15 protein-coding genes are annotated in these 16,748 nt (G+C 73.5%); 8 read left to right on the top strand and 7 right to left on the bottom strand.

The genetic code is table 11. The features are described 5' to 3' along the window. The first annotated feature begins 2 nt into the window (after positions 1 to 2). From LPU43_RS20395 to LPU43_RS20385, 3 genes are all read left to right on the top strand, one after another. Positions 3 to 1,046 carry a zinc-dependent alcohol dehydrogenase gene (locus tag LPU43_RS20395; RefSeq protein WP_229402086.1) on the top strand — a complete coding sequence of 348 codons (1,044 nt, stop codon included), beginning with the start codon at positions 3 to 5 and terminating at the stop codon, positions 1,044 to 1,046. Beyond that, the gene (locus tag LPU43_RS20390; RefSeq protein ID WP_229402085.1) at positions 1,043 to 1,861 is read left to right on the top strand and encodes a sugar phosphate isomerase/epimerase family protein; all 819 of its coding nucleotides are present in this window, start codon (positions 1,043 to 1,045) and stop codon (positions 1,859 to 1,861) included. The genes LPU43_RS20395 and LPU43_RS20390 overlap by 4 nt, the downstream gene beginning before the upstream one ends. Before the next feature lie 68 nt (positions 1,862 to 1,929). Beyond that, on the top strand, positions 1,930 to 3,264 hold the full coding sequence (locus LPU43_RS20385) for an MGH1-like glycoside hydrolase domain-containing protein (protein ID WP_229402194.1): 1,335 nt from the start codon (positions 1,930 to 1,932) through the stop codon (positions 3,262 to 3,264). A 71-nt stretch (positions 3,265 to 3,335) separates the two neighbouring features. On the opposite strand, the gene LPU43_RS20380 is transcribed toward LPU43_RS20385, so the two are convergent. Continuing rightward, positions 3,336 to 4,022, bottom strand: coding sequence for a CBS domain-containing protein (locus LPU43_RS20380; protein ID WP_229402084.1), 687 nt, complete (start codon positions 4,020 to 4,022; stop codon positions 3,336 to 3,338). 242 nt (positions 4,023 to 4,264) lie between these two features. Here LPU43_RS20380 and LPU43_RS20375 point away from each other — a divergent pair, with 242 nt between their 5' ends. Beyond that, complete coding sequence (locus LPU43_RS20375) at positions 4,265 to 5,485, top strand: cytochrome P450 (RefSeq protein ID WP_229402083.1); 1,221 nt, start codon at positions 4,265 to 4,267, stop codon at positions 5,483 to 5,485. Between the two features lie 2 nt (positions 5,486 to 5,487). Here the strand turns inward: LPU43_RS20375 and LPU43_RS20370 are convergent, their stop codons facing one another. Together LPU43_RS20370 and LPU43_RS20365 are read right to left on the bottom strand one after the other, a co-directional pair. Continuing rightward, entirely contained in the window at positions 5,488 to 6,696 is a 1,209-nt protein-coding gene (locus tag LPU43_RS20370; protein WP_229402082.1) for a glycosyltransferase, read from the bottom strand. A gap of 143 nt (positions 6,697 to 6,839) precedes the next feature. Continuing rightward, entirely contained in the window at positions 6,840 to 9,386 is a 2,547-nt protein-coding gene (locus tag LPU43_RS20365) for a hypothetical protein (RefSeq protein WP_229402081.1), read from the bottom strand. A 90-nt stretch (positions 9,387 to 9,476) separates the two neighbouring features. On the opposite strand from LPU43_RS20365, the gene nagA reads away from it, so the two are divergent. Together nagA and LPU43_RS20355 are read left to right on the top strand one after the other, a co-directional pair. After that, positions 9,477 to 10,628, top strand: a complete 1,152-nt coding sequence (nagA, locus tag LPU43_RS20360) for an N-acetylglucosamine-6-phosphate deacetylase (RefSeq protein ID WP_229402080.1) — start codon at positions 9,477 to 9,479, stop codon at positions 10,626 to 10,628. An 808-nt stretch (positions 10,629 to 11,436) separates the two neighbouring features. Then, positions 11,437 to 13,038: an alpha/beta hydrolase gene (locus LPU43_RS20355; RefSeq protein WP_229402079.1), complete on the top strand. Its 1,602-nt coding sequence runs from the start codon at positions 11,437 to 11,439 to the stop codon at positions 13,036 to 13,038. A gap of 1,075 nt (positions 13,039 to 14,113) precedes the next feature. On the opposite strand, the gene LPU43_RS20350 is transcribed toward LPU43_RS20355, so the two are convergent. Genes LPU43_RS20350 through LPU43_RS20340 form a run of 3 tightly spaced genes read right to left on the bottom strand, consistent with a single transcriptional unit; the run spans position 14,114 to position 15,127 of the window. Continuing rightward, positions 14,114 to 14,695 (bottom strand): PadR family transcriptional regulator, encoded by a 582-nt coding sequence (locus tag LPU43_RS20350; protein ID WP_229402078.1) that lies wholly within the window; start codon positions 14,693 to 14,695, stop codon positions 14,114 to 14,116. A gap of 46 nt (positions 14,696 to 14,741) precedes the next feature. Continuing rightward, entirely contained in the window at positions 14,742 to 14,987 is a 246-nt protein-coding gene (locus LPU43_RS20345; protein ID WP_229402077.1) for a flavin reductase, read from the bottom strand. Beyond that, complete coding sequence (locus tag LPU43_RS20340) at positions 14,984 to 15,127, bottom strand: hypothetical protein (RefSeq protein WP_229402076.1); 144 nt, start codon at positions 15,125 to 15,127, stop codon at positions 14,984 to 14,986. Before LPU43_RS20340 ends, LPU43_RS20345 begins: the two co-directional genes overlap by 4 nt. A gap of 200 nt (positions 15,128 to 15,327) precedes the next feature. On the opposite strand from LPU43_RS20340, the gene LPU43_RS20335 reads away from it, so the two are divergent. Then, entirely contained in the window at positions 15,328 to 16,095 is a 768-nt protein-coding gene (locus tag LPU43_RS20335; RefSeq protein WP_229402075.1) for a DUF5753 domain-containing protein, read from the top strand. Continuing rightward, on the top strand, positions 16,086 to 16,286 hold the full coding sequence (locus LPU43_RS20330) for a DUF397 domain-containing protein (RefSeq protein WP_229402074.1): 201 nt from the start codon (positions 16,086 to 16,088) through the stop codon (positions 16,284 to 16,286). The genes LPU43_RS20335 and LPU43_RS20330 overlap by 10 nt, the downstream gene beginning before the upstream one ends. A gap of 132 nt (positions 16,287 to 16,418) precedes the next feature. Here LPU43_RS20330 and LPU43_RS20325 read toward each other — a convergent pair whose 3' ends face one another. After that, positions 16,419 to 16,589, bottom strand: a complete 171-nt coding sequence (locus tag LPU43_RS20325; protein WP_229402073.1) for a hypothetical protein — start codon at positions 16,587 to 16,589, stop codon at positions 16,419 to 16,421. Positions 16,590 to 16,748 lie beyond the last annotated feature (159 nt).

Genomic DNA, 16,748 nt, shown 5'->3' with positions numbered 1-16,748 from the left:
TCATGGTCAACTGGGTTGTCTCTCTCGCCGGGCCCCGCCGGATCGGCCTCGTGCCCTGCCCCCGCGACCGGCTCGGCCCCGGCCAGGTCCGCGTCCGCACCCGCTACTCCGGCATCTCGGCCGGCACCGAGCTGACCCTCTACCGGGGCAGCAACCCCCGGTTGACCAAGGAATGGGACGACGCCGCCCGGATGTTCGTCCCCCGCCAGGCCCCGCCGCCCTACCCGCTGGCCGGCTTCGGCTACGAGGAGGTCGGCGACCTCGTCGAGGTCGCGCCCGACGTGACCTGGCGGCGACCCGGCGAGACCGTCTGGGGCATCTGGGGGCACCGGGCCGAGGCGGTCGTCCCCGCCGACGCCGTCCACCCCCTGCCCGCCGGCCTCAACCCGATCGCCGCCGTCTTCGCCCGCCCCGGCGCGATCGCGCTCACCGCCGTCCTCGCCGCCGACCTGCACCTCGGCGACTGGGTGGGCGTGTTCGGCCAGGGCGTCATCGGGCTGCTCGCCACCCGGCTGGCGGCCCTGTCCGGGGCCCGGGTAGCGGCCGTCGACCGACTGCCCGCCCGGTTGGCGCACGCCGCCCGCAGCGGCGCGCGGCTCGTCGTGGACGCCCGCACCGAGTCCGCGGCCGTCGCGCTGCGCCGGGTGACCGACGGCCGGGGCGCGGACGTCTGCCTGGAGCTGTCCGGGGCGTACCCGGCGCTGCACGAGGCCATCCGGGCCACCACCCACGCCGGCCGCGTCGTGGCCGCCGGCTTCTACCAGGGGCACGCCGACGGGCTGGGGCTCGGCGAGGAGTTCCACCACAACCGCATCCAGCTCGTGGCGGCCCAGGTCTCCGGGCCCGCCCCGGCACCCGGCCTGGCCGGCCGGTGGAGCGGGGCCCGCGTCGCCCACACGTTCATGGACCTGGTGGCCGAGGGCAGCGTCGACCCGCTGCCGCTGGTGAGCCACGTCGTCGACGCGGGCGCGGTGGCCGACGCGCTGGCGTTGCTCGACCGCGGTGCCGACGACGTCCTCCAAGTGGTGCTGAGGTTTCCGACATGACCATTCCGCTGGCCTGCCAGGAGCAGCTGCTCCCCGGCGCCGACCTGATCGCCAAGCACGCCCTCGCCGCCTCCCTCGGCTTCGCCGGGATCGAGCTGCGCGGCCGGGGCGAGATGTCCTTCGCCCGCCGGCTGCCGGAGCTGCGCCGGGCCCGCGCCGCCGGGGTGGTGATGCCGACCGTCTGCGTCGAGATGGACCACTTCATCGGCGACTTCGACCCCACCCGCTCCGCCGACGCCGTGCGCAACCTGCGCTCCCAGCTCACGGTCATCGCCGAGCTGGGCGGCCTCGGGGCGATCACCCCCGCCGCCTGGGGGATGTTCTCCCGCCGGCTGCCGCCGTTCGAGCCGCCCCGCCCGCCCGCCGCCGACCGGCGGGTGCTCGTCGACGCCCTCGGCACGCTCGGCGAGCACGCCCGCGCCGAGGGGGTCACCCTCTTCCTCGAACCCCTCAACCGGTACGAGGACCACATGGTCAACCGGCTCGACGAGGCGGTGGCCCTCTGCGCCGCCGTCGGGCTGCCCTCGGTGCGCGTGGTCGCCGACACCTTCCACATGAACATCGAGGAGGACGACGTGCAGGCCGCCCTGCGGGCCGCCGCCCCCTACCTCGGGCACGTGCAGGTCAGCGACTCCAACCGCTGCCAGCCCGGCGCCGGCCACCTCGACTGGCGGGCGCTGGCGCGCACCCTGCTCGACATCGGCTACCCGGGCTGGCTGGCCGTGGAGTGCCGGCTGCGCGGCGAGCCGGTGCAGGCGTTGCAGCAGGCCGCCACCGTGCTGCGGCACGCCCAACCGAAACGGCTCCCGGCGTGAGCACCGGCACCGCCGCCGACGGCGGGTCCCGCGTGCCCGCCGGCCCGGCCCCCGGCGGTGGCCTCCGCGTGCCCGCCGCTCGGGGCGACGGCGACGCGCCGGACCTCGCCGCGCTGCGCCGGCTGGCCGTGGCCACCCTCGACGGCAACTGGGAGCACGACCACACGGTCCCGTCGCGCACCCTCTACCCGCACCAGTGGAGCTGGGACTCGGCGTTCGTCGCCGTCGGGCTGGCGCACGTGCGCCCCGCGCGCGCCTGGCGGGAGCTGGGCAGCCTCTTCGCCGCCCAGTGGGCCGACGGCCGGGTGCCGCACATCGTGTTCAACCCCGCGCTGCGGCCCGGGTCGTACTTCCCCGGCCCCGAGTTCTGGGACTCGGCGCGCGCCGAGGGCGCGCCCGCCGCCGCCACCTCCGGCCTCGTCCAGCCGCCCGTGCACGCCCTCGCCGCCTGGCTGGCGCACCGCCGCGCCCCGTCCGACGCCGGCCGGGCGGCGCTGGCCCGGCTCTACCCCCGGCTGGTCGCCCAGCAGCGCTACCTGGGGCGGGCGCGCGACGTCGGCGGGGGCGGGCTGGCCTGCCTCGTGCACCCGTGGGAGTCCGGGCTGGACAACAGCCCCGCCTGGGACGCGCCGCTGGCACGGGTGCCCGCCGACGCGGCGGTCATGCGGGCGTACCGGCGGCACGACACCGCCCACGCCGACGCCGCGCACCGCCCCACGGACCTCGACTACGCGCGGTACGTCGCGCTGGTCGACGCCTACCGCGACGGCCGGTACCGCGACGACGGGCTCGCCGGGGCGCACCCGTTCCTGGTGGAGTGCCCGCTGTTCAACACCGCGCTCGGGCTCGCCGAGCACGCGCTCGCGCGCATCGCCGCCGAGGTCGGCGGCGACCCCGGCCCGCACCGCGAGCGCGCGGCCCGGATCACCGCCGCCCTCCTCGACCGGCTCTACGACCCGGCCACCGGCGTCTTCCACCCCCGCGACCTGCGCACCGGGCGGCTCCTGCCGGCCCGCACCGCGCTCGGCCTCGCCCCGCTGGCGCTGCCCGACCTGCCGGGACGGCAGGTCGCCACCGTGCTCGCCGAGGCGTGCTCGCCCCGGTTCGGGCTGGCCGCCCGGATGGACCGGCCGCTGCCCAGCCACGACCGCACCGCCGACGACTTCGAGCCGCTGCGCTACTGGCGGGGGCCGAGCTGGATGAACCTCGGCTGGCTGCTGTGGCGGGGGCTGCGCACCCACCGCCGGCCCGACCTGGCGGCCGGGCTGCGCGAGTCGATGATCGGGCTGGTGGCCACGGCCGGCTGTCACGAGTACTTCCACCCCGACACGGGCGCGGGCCTCGGCTCGCCCGCGTTCGCCTGGACGGCGGCGCTGCTGCTCGACGTCCTCGCCGGGGGCTGACCGGCCGGCGGGCGGGCACCCCACACCATGTTCCCGCCCGCCGGCCTGTCGTTCCGCGCAGCGTGGCGACGTCAGCCGACGCCGACGCGCAGCGCGGGCCGGGGGCCGTCGTCGACGGCGTAGCCGAGCGCGTCGACCACCTCGACCACGCCGCTGACCTGGGCGGCGAGCCGCACCGCGAGGCGCGCCCGGGACCACCGGTCGAGCTGGCCGGTGAGGGTGACCACGCCGTCGCGAACCGCGACGTCGACCACCCCGTCCGGCACCCCCAGCACCCGGCGCAGCACCTCGTCGACCACGTCGGCGCGGACGTGCTCGTCCGGGCGCAGGTGCACCCGCAGCAGGTCGCCCCGGGTCACGATGCCCACCAGCCGGCCCAGGTCGTCCACCACGGGCAGCCGCTTCACGTGCCGCTCGGTCATCATCCGGGCCGCCTCCACCAGCGACGCGTCCGGCGCGACGGTGACCGCGGGCGCGGTCATCAGGTCCTCGGCGAGGGTCGCCCCGGCCTTGGCGCGCGCCTCGCGGAGCCGCCGGCTCGGGAACACCCGCCGCTCGTGGGGCTGCCCCAGCAGCTCCACCTTGTGCAGCAGGTCCGCCTCGGAGACCACGCCGAGGACCCGCCGGGCGTCGTCCACCACCGGCACCGCCGTGACGTGTCGGCCGGTCAGCACGTCCACGATCTCCCGGTACGCCGTGCCCTCGCGCACCGCAGCGACGTCCGCCGTCATTACGTCCCGCACCTGCCACGTCCTCATGGCGACCCCTCCTCGTTCCCCACCCGACGGTAGGGGCGGCGGGGTGGCCGGGGGCAGGGTCGGCCGGACCGTCCGGGTCGGGACCGGGTCCCGAACGGGACGGGCCACAAGCCCCTTGCCCCGGCGGAGCTGTCCGGTCGAGGGACAACCCGCCGGCAGCTCCTGCCATATCATTCGGCGGTGGCGCCGCGCTGCGGCCCACGACAGCGGATCGCATGCTTCCCGGGCTTGTGAGGACCGACATGACGGACATCCGCACAACCGACGCCGTAGCCTTCCCCCAGGACCGCACCTGCCCCTACCAGCCGCCGAGCGGATATCGGCTGCTGGCCGAGCAACGCCCGATCTCCCAGGTCACCCTCTACGACGGCCGGACGGCGTGGGCGGTCACCGGCCACGCCATGGCCCGCCGGCTCCTGGTCGACCCCCGCCTCTCCAGCGACCGCACCAACCCCGAGTGGCCCATGCTCACCGCGCGGGTGGCCGCCGCCGCCACCGACGTGCAGAAGAAGGTCCTGAAGATCGCCACCATGTTGGTGGGCGTCGACGACCCGGTGCACAACGCCCGGCGCAGGTTGCTGATCTCCAGCTTCACCATCAGGCGGATCAACGCGCTGCGCCCGAGAGTCCAGGAGATCGTCGACCGGCAGCTCGACGACATGCTTGGCAGGGATGCCCCCACCGACCTGATCCGCGCGTTCGCCTCGCCCGTGCCCATGCGGGTGCTGTGTGACCTGCTCGGCGTGCCGTACGACGACCACGACTTCTTCGAGCGGCAGTCGCACCAGCTCCTGTTCGGCGCGCACGGCAACGAAGCCTACGACCTCCTCATGGCCTACCTGGGCGCGCTGATCGAGAGGAAGCGGCACAACCCCGGCGAGGGAGTGCTCGACGACCTCATCGCGGAGCACGGCGCGACGGGCCGCGTGGACAGCGAGGAACTGCTCCAGTTGATGCTGGTCCTGCTGGCGGCCGGCCACGACACCACCACCAGCATGATCTCGCTTAGCGTCGTCGCCCTGCTCGAAGCCCCCGAGCGGCTCGCCGAGCTGCGAGCCGATCCGTCGCTGATGCCCGCCGCCGTGGAGGAGCTGACGCGGCTGCTGTCCATCGCCGAGGGCATGCCTCGGGTGGCCACGGCGGACATCGAGGTCGAGGGAACCACCATCCGCAGGGGCGACGGCGTGCTGTTCATGACCTCCCTCATCAACCGGGACGGGGACGTCCACGAGCGGCCGGACTCCCTGGACTGGCACCGGCAGACGGTCCGCGACCACGTGGCGTTCGGTTTCGGCGTCCACCAGTGCATCGGGCAGAACGTGGCCCGTGCCACCGTGGAGATCGCCGTCCGCGCGCTGATCGAGCGGCTGCCCGGCCTGCGCCTCGCCGTCCCGGTGCAGGAGCTGCCGTTCCGGTCCGGCGCGGGCATCCAGAAGCTGATCGAGCTGCCCGTCTCCTGGTAGCGCTACCTTCCCGTGCCCACCATGTCGCGCAGCAGCCGCGCGGCCACCGCCGCCCCGTCGGTGCGGATCGTGCCGGCGACGGCGCGCGCCCGTGCGCCGGTCTCGGGAGCCAGGGCCGTCTTGAGCGCGGCCGACAGGGACTCGAAGGTCGGCACGGGCTCCTCGGCGGTGCCGATGCCCAGTTCGGCCACCCGGTCGGCGTAGAGCTGCGTGTCCGGGGAGTTGGGGATCACCACCTGGGGCGCGCCGGCCAGGGCGGCCGTGAACGTGCTGCCCGCGCCGCCCTGGTGGACGACGGCGGCCACCCGGCCGAACAGGGCCTCGAGGTTGACCTCGCCGAGGACCAGGCAGTCGTCCCGGTCCTCGATCGGGGTCAGGTCGGACCAGCCCCGGGAGACCACCACGCGGTGCCCCTGCGCGCGGATCGCCTCGACCGCCAGCAGGGTGGTGTCCTTCGAGTACATGGGCATGCTGCCGAAGCCCAGGTAGACCGGGGGCGCGCCGTCGTCCAGGAACGACCGCACCTCGGCCGGCAGCGGGCGTTCGTCCGGCAGGAACCACGCGCCGGTCTGCACGACGTCGAGATCCGACAGGCCCCGCAACGGCCCCAGGACCGGGTCCGAGGCCAGCCACGGCCGGTCGGTGAAGGCGTGGTCGCGGACGTTGTCCACCGGGGGCAGGCCGATCGACGCCCGCCGGGTGTTGAGCGCCTCGCCGTACAGCGCGTTCATACGCTCGGCGTCCAGGTCCCAGAGCGCCCGGTTGTCGGTCGTGTCCGGCGGGACCGGCAGGCCCGCCACCCACGGCGGCGGGTAGTGCCGCGACGGCAGGCGCAGCGGGAGGTAGCAGGCGTACACGTAGGGGATGCCCAGCTTCTCGGCCACCGAGCGTGCGCCGGCCGGCATCAGGCCGGCCGCCACCAGCGCGTCGCACCCCTCGGCCGCTGCGGCGACCGTGTCGAAGTGCGCGGCGACCAGCTCGGCCGCGATCTGGGGGCCCGTCGTCGGTTGCCCGACCTTGCCCACCAGCGAGCGCACCGGCGGGCCGAAGGGCACCACCGGCACGCCGACACCGGCCAGCAGCTCGGTGCACCGCTCCTCCGGCGGCGCGCACACCCGCACCTCGACGCCGACGGCCCGTAACTGCACCGCGAGGGCCACCAGCGGCTGGACGTCCCCGCGCGACCCATACGCCATCAACAACACACGCACGCCGCCACCTCCGGTCTCCTCGACACGTTAGGACAGGCGGATCCGGCCGGGAATCCCCCGAGGTAATAGAAATTCGCGAATGCCGTCCCGTACGTCGGCGGCGACGTCCGGACGACTCCGTCAGCGGGCGGCTGCTGATCGCGTCACCCGCGGTCGGCCGCCCGGTTCGGTGGCGCGTCGCCGGGGTCCGCTGCGGCGGCCTGCTCGGCGGCCAGCCGGCGCAGCCGGGCGAGGGTCTCCGCGGCCAGGTCCCGCAGCTCCGCGAACGCCGCCGGCTCGGCGGCGGCCAGCGCCTCGAGGTGCCGCAGGCCCTCGGCCGTCATCGCGACCGTGTGGTCGCTCGCGTAACCCACGATCAGCGCCACGAAACCGGCGACCCAGAGCGCCTTGGCGAGCTGGGGAAGGTGGGCCTCGCGGTTGCTGGCGGCCAGTTCGCGGTAGAGGTCGACGGCTTCCGCGCTGGTGGCCAGGGCCTCGGCCGGCCAGCGGGCCTGGGCGAGTCGGATCGCGTGGTTGCTCACCGCCCCGGCGAGTTCGGGAAGGTGGGCGTCGCGGTTGCCGGCGGCCAGCTCGCGGTAGAGGTCGACGGCTTCCGCGCTGGTGGCCAGGGCCTCGGCCGGGCGGGCGGCCTCCGCCAGCCGCAGCGCGTGGTTGTTCACGGACCCGGCGAGGTCGGCGAGGTGGGTGGCGCGGTCGGCGGTGGCCAGCTCGCGGCGCAGGCCGACCACCTCCCCGCTGGTGGCCAGGGCCTCGGCCGACCGGCCGGCCAGGGCGAGCCGGACCGCGTGGTTGTGCACGGACGAGGCGAGTTCGGCCAGGTGGGCGGCGCGGTCGGCGGCGGCCAACTCCTGGTAGAGGCCGACGGCCTCCGCGCTGGTGGCCAGGGCCTCGGCCGGGCGGGCGGCCTCCGCGAGCCGGACCGCGTGGTTGTTCACGGACCTGGCGAGGCCGAGAAGGTGGGCGGCGCGGTCGGCGGCGGCCAGGTCACGGCGCAGTCTGACGGCTTCCCCGCTGGCGGCCAGCGCCTCGGCCCGCCGGCCCACCTCCGCGAGCCGGAGCGCCTGCTGGCTGAGCCAGCTCGCCCGCTCCTGCGGGGGCGCCTCCGGCGGCAGGTCGCCGAGCACCCTGGCGGTCAGCGCCACCGCGACCGGGCCCAGCTCCAGGGACGGATAGGGCACCCGGCGCGCCCACTCGCGCGCCCACCCGGCCGGGACCGGGCCCGTCGTGAGCAGGTTCGCCACCCGGGCGGCGAACCTGCCCGGGAACTGCGTGCCGACCCGGAGCACCGCCTCGGTCATCATCGGCAGGTCGGCGCCCAGCGCCGCCTCGATCATCTCGTCGGCGTCCGGTTGGTGCGCGCACGCCCGGCCCAGCACCGTCAACGCCCGCACCGCCTGCGCCCTGGGCAGCCCCGAGAAGACCGCCGCCCGCTCGGCCGGCGCGCAGTCGCGTAACACCGCCACCGCCAGGCCCTCCGCGAGCAGATCCGGCTGCAACGTGCCCAACGCGCCGCCCGACCCCGCCGCCGGATACAGCCCGCGCAGCCACCGCACGAAGGCGTCCACCACCGGCGTCGGCGGGTCCGCGCCCAGCAGCGGGGCCCGACGGACGATGCCCGCCGCCTGCTCGTCGTCGTCGGCGCCGAGGAGGGCCGCGACGCCCACCACCTGACGCAGCACCGCCTCCCGGGCGTCCGCGTCGTCGGCGGCGACCAGCCCGGAGCGCCGGGCGTAGCCGCGCCAGTAGCGCGCCTCGTGGCCGACCACCTCGGCCAGCACGTCGTAGCGGCCCCCGCCGCGCGGGCCGCCGAGGACCGCCAGCAGCGCCTCGGCGTGCAGCCGCAGCACCGGCGTGTCCGCGTCGTGGGCCTGCGGCGTGAACCCCACCGGCGGCGCGTACCGCAGGTGCGCGGCGAACTGCGCCACCGCGTCCGCGACGATCTCGGCGGGGGCCCGCTCCTCGACCCGCGCCGACAGCTCGACGACGTTCGCGGGTGTGGTCAGGGCGTCCACCAGGTGCGCCTGCTCGGGGTACGCCGCCGACAGGGTGGACCACCACAGCCCGGCGGTGCGGGCCAGCAGCAGCACCCGCACCCCCTCGGCCCGCTGCGCCGCGCAGAGCAGGGCGGCCAGCGACGCCGGATCGCGGGTCTCGGCGTAGTCGACCACCAGCAGCAGCCGGGCGGGGGCTTCCCCGTCGGCGACCAGTCGCGCCACCCGCGCCTCCCCGCGCGGCGCGACCGGCCAGCACGTCCAGCCCGACAGGCCGGTCGCGAAGTGCCGGGCCAGCCGGGTCTTGCCCACCCCGCCGCCGGCCACCACCAGGCGCACCGGGGACGCGCCCGAGTCCTCGCACCACGTCTGCAACTCCCGCAGCACCCAGCCCCGGCCGAAGAACCGGACCACCGCCGCCTGCGGATGCAGCAGCCAGGCCACGGAGGCCGGGAGGTCCGCCACCAGAGCGTCCGCCAGCTCCCGGCCCCGGCGCTCGCGCCGCTGCCGCCGAGCCGTCAGCCACTGCCACACCGATGGGCCGAACCCGCCCGCGACCGCCGCCGCCGCTCCCGCGACGACCGTCCACCCCGCCTTGTCGTCGGCGACCAGCGCCCAGGCCGCCACCCCGGCCACGCCCGCCGGCACCCCGGCGGCCAGCAGCCGCCACCGCAAACCACCGCCCCGGCCCGACCCCATGCCCGCACCCTACTGAACGCGATCGAGTGGTCACCCGCACCGATCGCGCGGCGGGCGGCTCACCCGCTGGAAAGGCTTATGGTGGGACCTGTGCTGACTTTGACGGGCTGCAGAGTGGTTACCCAGCGCACGGTCCTGGACCCTGGCTGGCTGACCGTGGCCGACGGACTGATAGTCGCCACCGGACGAGGCGAACCGCCCGCCGGCACGCCCACGGTGGACCTGGGTGGTGGATGGTTGTTTCCCGGCTTCATCGACCTGCATATGCACGGCGGTGGTGGAGCGCAGGTCACCACCCAGGACCCTGCCGAGATTCGTACCGCGGTCAGCTTCCATCGCCGACACGGCACGACTCGTACGCTCGCGAGCCTTGTCACCGACAGCCTCGACCGTATGGTCGCTGCGGTGTCCGTCATCGCCGCGATGATCGACGCAGAGGAACCCGGCATCGCCGGGATTCACTTGGAAGGTCCGTTCCTCAATCCCTCCAAACGCGGATCGCATCATAACGACTACCTGCTGGCCCCCGACATCACAGCGTTGCGACGGCTTCTCGACGCTGGCCGTGGCCACATTCGGGTGGTAACGATGGCACCGGAACTGGACGGTGGGATGGCGTTGCTCGCAGAGGTGCTGCGATCTGGTGCGATCGTCGCCGTCGGTCACACTGAGGCGACCTACCGGCAGGCACGCGACGCGTTCGCGGGCGGTGCCCGGCTGGCAACACACCTGTTCAACGCAATGCGCCAGTTCCACCATCGAGACCCCGGCCCCGCGGGTGCCGCCCTTGCCGACCCGAATGTCACCTGTGAAATCATCAACGATGGGATCCACGTACACGACGAAGCCGTCCGAGTTGCCGTAGCCGCTGCGGGCGCCGATCGCATTGCCTTCATCACCGATGCGACTCCTGCGGCGGGAATGAGCAGCGGGACCTACCGACTCGGGCCAGTCCCGGTGATAGCCGACGCCGGCAGCGTGCGACTCGCCGACGGCACGCTTGCCGGTAGCACACTCACAATGGACGCCGCCGTGCGACATGCCATCCAGGTGACCGGTATCCCGGTAGTCGAAGCAGCACGGGCTGCCGCCACCACACCGGCAACGTTGCTGGGCATCGCCGACCACACCGGCAGTCTCACTCCCGGTAAGGCCGCCGACATCGTGATCCTCGACGACGACCTGGCCGTTCGGGCTGTGCTTGTCAACGGCGCACCGGTGCACGGCAGCCTGCCCCGTTGAGGGCGCACGACCGCCGACTTGCAAAGCGCACCGCGAGACGATCCGCAGTGAAACGGCACCGCTACCCGGCAGACACGCGCATCGCCAGGCGAACTGTCCCGGCACAGGCAAATCCATGGCATACGCTCGATGAACGTCGCCGACGCGGGGTGCTGTGGTTATCGAAGCGCCGCAGTCGTGTTCTGTGGTGCACAGGGAGAAAGCGGCTCTTTCTGCTTGCGAACGCGAACCGCACGGCCCAGACGGCACGAAAGTGGTGGCGATCGACGCCGTATGGCCGCCCAGAGAGCGACCGTCAGCCCAATATCAACATAGATCGACCCTTTTATGGCGTCCTCCCTTTCATTCAAAGTCTCTGAATAGAAAGCATTGACCTCTCGCAACGTTGCAGTTAACATTCCCATCTGTTAAGTTTGTTCACTGTCTCGCCGTGGAGGGTTCATGCGCGCTTCCACCGCAGCCTCGTCGCCGCCGTCGGGTGATCACCGACGGCCGGTGCGGTGACAACAATTCCCACTCGGCGTCGGTCGGCTCTAGCGGCGGATCACACCGTACATCGCCACAGTCATGGTCCTTTGAAGACACGGCCTGGGGCGTCAATGCTTTGGCGTTCGTGCGCGGCGCCGGACTCCTACGATGCGTCGTCCTGAAGAAAGGGCTCCATATGCACCTCCCGCGATTGCGCGCGGTGGTGTCCGGCGTCGCCGGACTCGCTCTGCTCGCTGCCGGGTCTGTCCCGGCTTCAGCGTCACCGGCGGCCGCCGGTGACGCCACGACTAGCAAGATCGAACGGGCCCGGGTCGACCGGGTGCCGACGCCGAAGCTCAACTGGACCACGTGTTACGAGATCGCGGAGTGCGCCACCGTGGCGGTGCCGCTCGACTACGACCAGCCCCGGGGTGCGAAGACGGAACTCGCCGTTCTGCGGATCAAGGCGAAGGATCAGAAGAACCGGCTCGGCAGCCTGTTTCTCAACCCGGGCGGCCCCGGTGTCTCGTCCACGGAGTTCGCTCTCTACGGGCCGAAGTTCCTGAGCGAGGCGCTGCTGCAGCGCTTCGACATCGTCGGTGTCGACCCGCGCGGCGTGGGTGCGAGTAGCAACATCCGATGCTGGAACTCGGTGCAGGAGCAGCGCGCCGTGTTCGACGAGATGAAGGCGCCGTTCCCGTGGGGCGTCACCGAGGAGTCGAAGTACGCCGCCGGCGCCAAGAAGTTCGGCGCCGCCTGCTCCACCACGGGCCAGCCGCTGGCCGGTGCCATGTCCACCGCCGAGGTGGCGCGGGACATGGACGTCATGCGCCGCGCGGTCGGCGACGCGAAGCTCACCTACCTGGGCTTCAGCTACGGCTCCGTGCTCGGGCAGTTCTACGCGAACATGTTCCCGGACCGGTTCCGCGCGCTGGCCATCGACGGTGTGGTGGACCCGCGAGCGTGGATCGGTGCCGGGGCCGCCGGCAACCGGATCCTGGATGACCGGATGCGCTCGTCGGAGGGGGCGTACCGGGCCCTCCGGGAGATCCTGCAACGCTGCGACCGGGCAGGCGAGCGCTACTGCGCCTTCGCCGCCGGTGATCCGGCCGCCAACTTCGCGGCCATCGCGAATCGGCTGCGCGCCGAGCCGCTGGTGGTGACCACCCCGGACGGGCCGATCCAGATCACCTACGCGGACTTCGTCGGCGCCGTCCTCTACCTGCTCTACGAGCCGACCGCCGGCGAGGACACGACGAAGCTGGCCGCCGAGATGTGGGCGCTGATCAATGGCGGACCGGCCGCCGAACAGGCCGAGGCGGCTCTGGTCGGGCGGGTGCAGCAGGCCCGGGCGAAGGGCTCCGACGCCGCGGCCGAGGAGGTCCCATACGACAACACCTTCGAGACCCTGAACGGTGTGGTCTGCACCGACGGGAGATTCCCCCGCGACGCCGACTCCTGGCTGGCCGCCACGGCCCGGCGGGACGCCCGGGCGCCGTACTTCGGCCGGGCCTGGGGCTGGCTCGACGTGCCCTGCGCGAGCGACACCTGGACGGTCCGGGACGAGGACGCCTACCGGGGCCCGTTCAACCGGCGGACCGCAGCGCCGGTCCTGGTGGTCGGCAACACCTGGGATCCGGCCACCCCGTACCACGGCGCTGTCGCGGCGAGCCGGCTGCTGCCGAACTCCCGGCTGCTGTCCAGCGACAACTGGGGACACGCCTCCTACGGCACCGGGATCTGTGTCACCGAGGCGATCGACCGGTACCTGCTGAGCGGCGCGCTGCCGGCCCGGGGAACGGTCTGCGCCGCGGCGCGTCAGCCGTTCACTGAGCCGGTCGAAGCGTCGCCCGCCGGGCTCCGCGCCGCCGCGGCGCCGGGCAAGCAGCTGCCGCCGGTCGCCGCCCCGAAGCCGCCCTCCGTCCTCACCGGTCCGCGCTGACGGGGTGTGGACACGACTCGCGGTGGGGTAGCCGGAACGGCCGCCCCACCGCGAGTCACCTCCGTAGCGGTGCCCGGGGTATCACCGTCCGGCACACTCCAACCCCGGATGATGTCGCGGTAGACGGCCAGGGCGGGCTTCGGCCGGTAGGTGTCGGTGACGATTCCCAGCGTCCCGGTGGGCTCGGCGGAGGCGCTGTCGGCGTCCCGGAGGCTGAAGAGCTCGTACTGGGCGATGTTCAGGGGCTCCGCGTGGGCGAGGACCGCGCCGATCATGTCCGTCAGGGAGTCGCACTGCGCCCGCTCGTCGCGCGGCGCGCCGCTCGGGCTGCCGTTCTCCACGACGTGGATCGGGGTGCCGGCCGGGACGTGGGCGCGGGGCAGCGCGTGGTTCCGCAGGTGGCGCAGGGCGTGGATGGTCAGCGACGCCGCGTCGCCGGGCGTGCCGCGCGGGGCGACGGGGGAGAAGGCGTCGGGATACAGACCCAGGCCGACGTAGTCGACGTGGGCCGCGAAGTCCCGGTGGGGCAGGCCGGAGAGGTGCCGCCAGAAGCCGTCGTCGCCGCCCAGCCACTCGGCCGGTTCGGCGACGGAGAAGCCGACCCGTACGTCGCCGAGGCCCCGCCGGTCGAGCGCGGCGCGGGCGTGCGGGATGCCGAGGGTGAGGGCGTCGAGCACGCCGGGGGAGCTGCCGTCGATGAGCGGGATGGGGAAGTTCGGTTCCAGGGTCACCTGGAGGTACCGCGTCAGGTGGCCGTACCGGTCGATGACGGTGTCGAGGAAGGCCAGCCATCCGGGCACGTCGGCGACGGCGGGGAGGTAGCTGACCACGAGGTCCAGCTCGCGGCCTCCCCCGACGTACCACTCGTCGGGCATCGTGAGCCGGTCGAGATCGCGTTCGGCCCCGAGGGAGGCGACCACGTCCGGCGGGGTGGCGTCGCCGAAGAAGTGCACGTACTCGCGGATGACGAATGGGCGACCGCCCGCGAGGTCGTCGACCAGGTCGCGGATCGCGGTGGGGTCGGGCGGGTACGAGCAGACGGTGCCGGCCCGCCCACCCGGGTAGATGCCGAACTTCACGCCTGGATCTCCTCCGGTTCGGCGGGCTGCCCGCCCGGCCACTCGATGTCGTGCGCGCGGATGCGCCCCGCCAGGGCCCTGAGCCAGGCGGCCTCGGCGGCGACGACGGTTCCCCAGTAGGCGGCTTCGAGCATGTGCGCCTCGCGCACGTCGGCGGGTCGTGCCCGCAGGGCGGTCAGCTCGCGGTCGAGGCGATCGGCGCGGCCGTCCAGCCTGGTCGCCGCCTGCTCGGCCGGGAGGATGCCCAGATAGGCGACGGCCATCGTGAAGTCCACGGACGCGACCGGGGCGTCGCGCAGCCCCGCCTCGACCCTCCGGCGGAACTGCGCCATGCCGGCTGCGGTCAGCTCGTACGTCGTGCGCGGCGGCCGGTTGCCCACCTGCTCGGGGCGGCGGGCGGCGACCAGGCCGGCCCGCTCGATCGCCTTCAGCAGGGACCTGACGGTGCTGCGGCTGACCGACAGGTGCCCGTACCGCTCGTCCAGGCGCGCCGCGAGGTCGTACGCGTGCGCCGGCTCCTCGACGAGGAGCCCGAGCAGGGGCAGCACCAGGCTGTTTCGTGACGCGTCCAGGGGCACCGGAACACCGTATAGGCGTATTCGCCCATTGGCAAAGCCGGAGGGCCTACCGGGGCGCGCGGACCCAGGACAGGAAGCGGTTGCCCAGGTCGCCGGGCGGACTCGCCGGGTTGAGCATCGTCAGGTGCTCGGTCGCCTCCTGCATCAGGATCGCCAGGTAGAACAGCAGGGACGTCCGGTCACCCTGGTACTCGGCCAGCAGCGACAGCCGCGCCGGGCCGCACGGCCACGGGGCCCCGCAACGCCGACAGAGCCAGAGGGGACGCATCGGAAGGTGTGGCACCTCGGTCATCGCCGGCACCGCAGCGCCCCCTCGTCGGTCGACGGCAGCAGCCGCTCCACCGTTCCCGTCGACTCGGCGTCGACTGGGCGCGCCTGGTGCGCCTGCTGCCGGCCGTGGGGGTGCCGGTGGCGTTCGCCTCGGTACGACATGCCTCTCCCTGTGGTCGCGATTGGAGAGGGAGCCGCCCGCCCGGAGCGGGGCCGGGGCGGCTCCCTCGGCGAACGCGAACCGGGACCAATGTCAGCCGCCCCGCGCCGCCCTGGAAACACCTTGCCGAGGGTTGCGGGACAATCACACCCCGTACCAGTATGGAAGGCGGGCGAACGAGACAATCCATGGGGGAGTCCGGATGAACCATGCAGTCATCGAGGCTATGGCCAGTGCCGGGCTGACTGCTGAAGCCCTTGCAGCTCAGGTGGGCGTGGACCCAAAGACTGCGGCTCGGTGGGCAAACCCAGGGCATATCCCACAGTCGCGTCACCGGGCGAAGGTGGCAAAGCTGCTCGGAAAAGGGGTGGACACGCTTTGGCCTGACGCTTCGAAGCGCCGAGCGCCGGCATGGTTCCGGCCATGGGCAGAGATCGAACGTGAGGTCGTATCGCTGCGGAGCTTTCAGCTCGCCTGGATACCAGGTCTACTGCAAACGGAGGCGTACGCTCGGGCGACGCTGGCGAACGAGGCGTTGTCGATGTCCGAGGTCGACAGTCTCGTCGCGGTCCGCATCGGTCGGCAGGGCGTCCTGCGCCGGGACCGTCCGCCCCTACTCGTCGCGGTGATCGACGAGTCCGTTCTGCGGCGCACCCTGAGGGGCGACCGTGCCATGATGGCGGAACAGCTCGTCCACTTGGCGGAGTGCGCGACTCGGCCCGCCGTCCAGGTGTTCATCGTGCCGGCGTCTGTCGGGATGTACTCGGGGCTCGGCGGCCCCTTCACCATCGCCGAACTGCCTGACGGTAATCGGGTCGTGCACGTCGACAGCCAGGCGGAAGCGCAGATCATCGAGCGGACCACCACCATTGCTACGCTTGAACGACGGTGGGAATGCGTGCGCGGGGAGGCTTTGTCCCGAACGCACTCCCTGGACCTCATTAGGGAAGCGGCAGCCTCATGGACCTGACTGGCGCGCGGTGGCGCAAGAGCACGAAGAGCGGCAACAACGGCGGCGACTGCGTCGAGGTCGCCGACAATCTGCCCGGCGTGGTTCTCGTCCGCGACACGAAGGACCGCGAGGGTGGGGCCCTGGCCTTCGCGCCGGCTGCCTGGACGGGGTTCCTGGGCTTGGCGAAGAGGATCGGCCCGCTCGGCTGACCACGGATTCCGCGTCGTCAACGGCGCGCTGGAGGGCGGCAGGTCCACCTGCCCCGACCGCCTCGGCTCAATGTCGCCGACATGGCGGTGTCCTGGCGAGCGGATGGCGCGATGCCGGCGACATGGAGTCGATCAACGGCCCCGCCTGAAGGGCGGCGACAGGTCCACCACGTCGTCGCTGTGGTGCGACCGTCGCCAGCGCGTCGGCCAGATCCCGGTCCAGCCCCAGCCCCAGCCCCGGCCCCAGCCCTCGGCCCCGGCGGCCCGCGCCGCCGCCGCAGCCGAGCCGTCCGCCGCGGCCACGCGCCGACCGCGCCCTACTGAGCGCGGTCGAGTCGACACCTCCAGCGCCCGCCAGCGGGCCGCTCGCCACCCGCACGGACCCCGATGGTCGCGGGGTGCCATGATCGACTCGGTGTCGCCGGCATGGCGGTGTCGGGGCGGGCGCGAACCCGCGATGTC

The organism is Micromonospora okii, assembly GCF_020884795.1.
Taxonomy (GTDB): domain Bacteria; phylum Actinomycetota; class Actinomycetes; order Mycobacteriales; family Micromonosporaceae; genus Micromonospora; species Micromonospora okii.
Note: the sequence above shows the minus strand (reverse complement) of the source record. Positions and strands in the feature narration are given on the sequence as shown.

Coding starts and splice junctions, on each gene's coding strand:
- LPU43_RS20340 (WP_229402076.1), bottom strand. CDS start 15,127: ATGTCGTACCGAGGCGAACGCCACCGGCACCCCCACGGCCGGCAGCAG.
- LPU43_RS20375 (WP_229402083.1), top strand. CDS start 4,265: ATGACGGACATCCGCACAACCGACGCCGTAGCCTTCCCCCAGGACCGC.
- LPU43_RS20335 (WP_229402075.1), top strand. CDS start 15,328: ATGAACCATGCAGTCATCGAGGCTATGGCCAGTGCCGGGCTGACTGCT.
- LPU43_RS20345 (WP_229402077.1), bottom strand. CDS start 14,987: ATGACCGAGGTGCCACACCTTCCGATGCGTCCCCTCTGGCTCTGTCGG.
- LPU43_RS20380 (WP_229402084.1), bottom strand. CDS start 4,022: ATGAGGACGTGGCAGGTGCGGGACGTAATGACGGCGGACGTCGCTGCG.
- LPU43_RS20395 (WP_229402086.1), top strand. CDS start 3: ATGGTCAACTGGGTTGTCTCTCTCGCCGGGCCCCGCCGGATCGGCCTC.
- LPU43_RS20365 (WP_229402081.1), bottom strand. CDS start 9,386: ATGGGGTCGGGCCGGGGCGGTGGTTTGCGGTGGCGGCTGCTGGCCGCC.
- LPU43_RS20330 (WP_229402074.1), top strand. CDS start 16,086: ATGGACCTGACTGGCGCGCGGTGGCGCAAGAGCACGAAGAGCGGCAAC.
- LPU43_RS20390 (WP_229402085.1), top strand. CDS start 1,043: ATGACCATTCCGCTGGCCTGCCAGGAGCAGCTGCTCCCCGGCGCCGAC.